The organism is Streptomyces sp. NPDC002265, assembly GCF_040296125.1.
Classification (GTDB): Bacteria; Actinomycetota; Actinomycetes; order Streptomycetales; family Streptomycetaceae; genus Streptomyces.
This window is the reverse complement of sequence record NZ_JBEOWS010000583.1, coordinates 1-3,412: the sequence shown is the minus strand read 5'-3', so window position 1 is coordinate 3,412 and position 3,412 is coordinate 1. Positions and strand designations below refer to the sequence as shown.

Genomic DNA, 3,412 nt, shown 5'->3' with positions numbered 1-3,412 from the left:
GTCGCCCTCGGGGTCCCCGACCCGCCGCGCGACCGGGCGGAGCTCGCCGAACGGCTCAGCGCCTACCGGCCCGAACTGCGGGCGACCCCGCAGGCCCTGAGCGCCGGACGCTTCCTCCTGCTGAACCCGCCCGTACCGCTCGCCGCCCGGCTCCCCTATGGGATCCTCGCGGCGAACGCCGTGTCCCTGCTGCCAGTCTGGGCGGCGCGGGAACTGCGGCTGCCCCGGCTCACGATGGTCGAAGGCCTGTGCGTACGGCCGCTCGGCTCCGCGCTGACCGCGGCGATCCGGTGGGCGATGACACCGCCGCCGCCTCCGGCCGGTCTCGCAGAGGCACGATGATGACGACCGCCTTCCACTGGCTCTTCGGCGACCAGCTCGGGCCCCGCTTCCTGGCCCCGGACGAGCAGGGTCCGGACTGCGAGGCACCGGTCGTGATGATCGAGGCGAGGTCGGTCTTCCGGCGCCGCCGCTTCCACCGGGCCAAGGCCCATCTCGTGCTCTCCGCGATGCGGCACCGGGCCGCGGAACTCGGCGACCGGGTCCACTACGTCCGGGCGGAGACCTACCGTGAGGGGCTGCGCAAGGCGGCCGGCTCCGCGCCGGTCACCGTGCACCACCCCACTTCCCGCGCCGCCCTCGGACTGGTCCGCGCGCTGGACGGGGTACGGATCCTGCCCGCACGGGGATTCCTCGTCCCGCAGCACGACTTCCGGGCCTGGGCCGACGGCCGCGGCGGCAAACGGCTCCGCCAGGAGGACTTCTACCGCTGGGTACGCCAGGACCACGACCTGCTCATGGACGGCGCGGAGCCGGCCGGGGGCCGCTGGAACCTCGACCACGACAACCGCGAGCCCCCGCCGGAAGGAGCCCGCACGCTCGGCGCCCCGGCCCCCTACCGGCCGCGCGAGGACGCTGTCGACGACGAGGTACGTCACGACCTGGACCACTGGGAGCGCACCGGTCGGGTGTCCTTCGTCGGACGGGACGGCCCGCGGCTGTTCCCCGCCTCCCGCCGGGAGGCCCTCAGCGCACTGCGGCGCTTCGTGACGCACCGGCTCGCCGACTTCGGCCCGTACGAGGACGCCGTGCTCGCCGCCGACCCCGTGCTCAGCCACAGCCTGCTGTCGTCGTCGCTGAACCTGGGGCTGCTCGATCCGCTGGAGTGCGTCGAACTCGCCGAGCAGGCCTGGCGCGACGGTGCCGCGCCGCTCAACAGCGTCGAGGGCTTCGTACGCCAGATCGCGGGATGGCGCGAGTACGTGTGGCAGTTGTACTGGTACTTCGGCGAGGACTACCGCCACCGCAACGCGCTCGGGCACCGTGCCGCGCTGCCCGAGTGGTTCTTGGAGCTGGACGCGGACGCCGTCACGGCACGCTGTCTGTCCACCGTCCTGGCGCAGGTACGGGACACCGGCTGGACCCACCACATTCCGCGGCTGATGCTGCTGGGCAGCCACGCGCTGCAACGGGGCTGGGATCCCGCGGAGGTGACCGACTGGTTCCACCGGTGCTTCGTCGACGGCTACGACTGGGTGATGCTGCCCAACGTCGTCGGCATGTCCCAGTACGCGGACGGCGGGCGTATGACCACCAAGCCGTACACCTCCGGCGGTGCCTATCTGGACCGGATGAGCGACTTCTGCGGTCCCTGCGCGTACCGTCCGACCGTGCGGGTGGGCGAGGACGCCTGCCCCTTCACCGCCGGGTACTGGGCGTTCCTCGAACGTCACCGCGGCCGTCTGGCGGGCAACCCCCGCATGGCGCGGGCCGTACGGGGCCTGGACCGTCTGAGGGACCTCGACGCGCTGCTGGCGCAGGAGCACGGCCGCGGCGACGGACCCCCTTGAGCGGCCCCGCACCCGCGACCGTCGCGGCCCCTCGACCGCTCCGGACCCCCGGCGCCCACTGCCGGACCTCCGACGCCGGCCGCCGGCCTACCGTCCGAGGTCCGCGGCCACCTCTCGGGCCGCGCGCGCCCCCGACGCCAGGGCTCCCTGGACGGACCCGGTGGCCCGGTGGTCACCGCACACGTACCGCCCGGGAGCGACCCGGGCCGTGCGGCCGAGCGGCTGCGGGGGTGTCATGACCGGCAGCGCGTCGCGCACGGTGCGCGTCGTCAGCAGGTCCCAGGCGTCGCTGTCCGCGCCGTACGCGTCGCCGATCGCCGCGCGGACCGCGCGCTCGCGGCCCGCGGTGTCCTCGCCGAGCACCGAGGTGGCGATCAGGGCGGCGCCGGCGGGCGCGTACCCGGGTACGACCTCGGTGAGGACGCAGGTGTTCAGGAACCGTCTGCGGATGTCGGTGAGGAGCGTGGGCTCGGCGAGCGGGGAACGCGCGCCGACGTGGTAGTACGTCGTCACCACGCGGTACGCCGGTACGTCGAGCCCCGGCAGCAGCACGGCGGCCGGGCCGGGGCCGGTGGCCACCACCACGGCGCGGGCCCGGAGTTCGGCCCCCGAGACCAGTTCGACGCCGTCGTCCGTCAGAGCGGCCACCGCCGTCTCCGGGCGTACGGTCCCCGCGGGCAGCGCGTCCGCGAGCAGGCGCGGCACCGCGCCGATCCCCTCCCCCGGCAGACAGAGGGTGCCGCGCAGCATGCTGCGCCAGACGAGGTGGAAGAAGCGTGCGGAGGTCTCCAGTTCGTCCTCCAGGAAGACGCCGGAGAGGAAGGGGCGGAAGAACCGCTCGACGAACTCCTCGGAGAAGCCGGCCGCCGCCAGCGCGGTCCGGGTGGTGCGGTCCTCACCGCGCTTGAGCAGCCGTACGGGGGCGAGCAGGTCGCGGGCCGAGAGCGCGCCCAGGGCGAGCAGGTCGCGCGGTCCGGCGAGGCGTCCGGGGCGCAGGTCTCCCAGGTCGCGGGGGCGGCGGGTCGGGTCGGCGAAGCGCAGCGGTCCGTCGTCCGTGTGCACCAGGACGCCCGGGGTGAAGGGTCTCAGCCGCAGCGCCCGCAGCGCGAGCCTGCGGCGCACCTGCGGGTAGGAGGTGTTGAAGACCTGGAAGCCGCGGTCGACGACGAAGCCCTCGTACCGGTCGGAGCGCATCCGCCCGCCGACCTCGTCGGACGCCTCCAGGAGCGTGACGGCGAGTCCGCTCGCCAGCAGGTCGCGGGCGCAGGCGAGGCCGGCCGGGCCGCCGCCGACCACCAGCACATCCGGTACGCCGCGGGTGGCGGTCATGGGCGCTCTCCTCGCTCGACGGGACCGTGGGATCCGGCGCCGCGGCCGTCCCGGGTCCGCGCCGGCCGCCGCGCACGCCTCCCGCGCGGCCTCCTCCACCGATCTTCCCGCCGGACCGCCCAGCCGGATGCGGGCCACGCTGACCGGATAGGTCCGTCCGTGCGACGGAGCACAACGCCGGGTCGGGCGGGACGCCGGAGCGCCGCTGCCCCGCGCCCGGGTATTCCGGGAGA

3 protein-coding genes are annotated in these 3,412 nt (G+C 75.0%); 2 read left to right on the top strand and 1 reads right to left on the bottom strand.

Going from position 1 to position 3,412, the window contains the following annotated elements; translation table 11 throughout:
• The coding region (locus ABT085_RS45125; protein WP_351622702.1) for an oxygenase MpaB family protein at positions 1 to 342 on the top strand (342 nt) is incomplete at its 5' end.
• On the top strand, positions 342 to 1,850 hold the full coding sequence (locus tag ABT085_RS45120) for a cryptochrome/photolyase family protein (protein ID WP_351622705.1): 1,509 nt from the start codon (positions 342 to 344) through the stop codon (positions 1,848 to 1,850). The genes ABT085_RS45125 and ABT085_RS45120, both read left to right, overlap by 1 nt.
• An 87-nt stretch (positions 1,851 to 1,937) precedes the next feature.
• Here ABT085_RS45120 and ABT085_RS45115 read toward each other — a convergent pair whose 3' ends face one another.
• Complete coding sequence (locus ABT085_RS45115; protein WP_351622700.1) at positions 1,938 to 3,179, bottom strand: NAD(P)/FAD-dependent oxidoreductase; 1,242 nt, start codon at positions 3,177 to 3,179, stop codon at positions 1,938 to 1,940.
• Positions 3,180 to 3,412 lie beyond the last annotated feature (233 nt).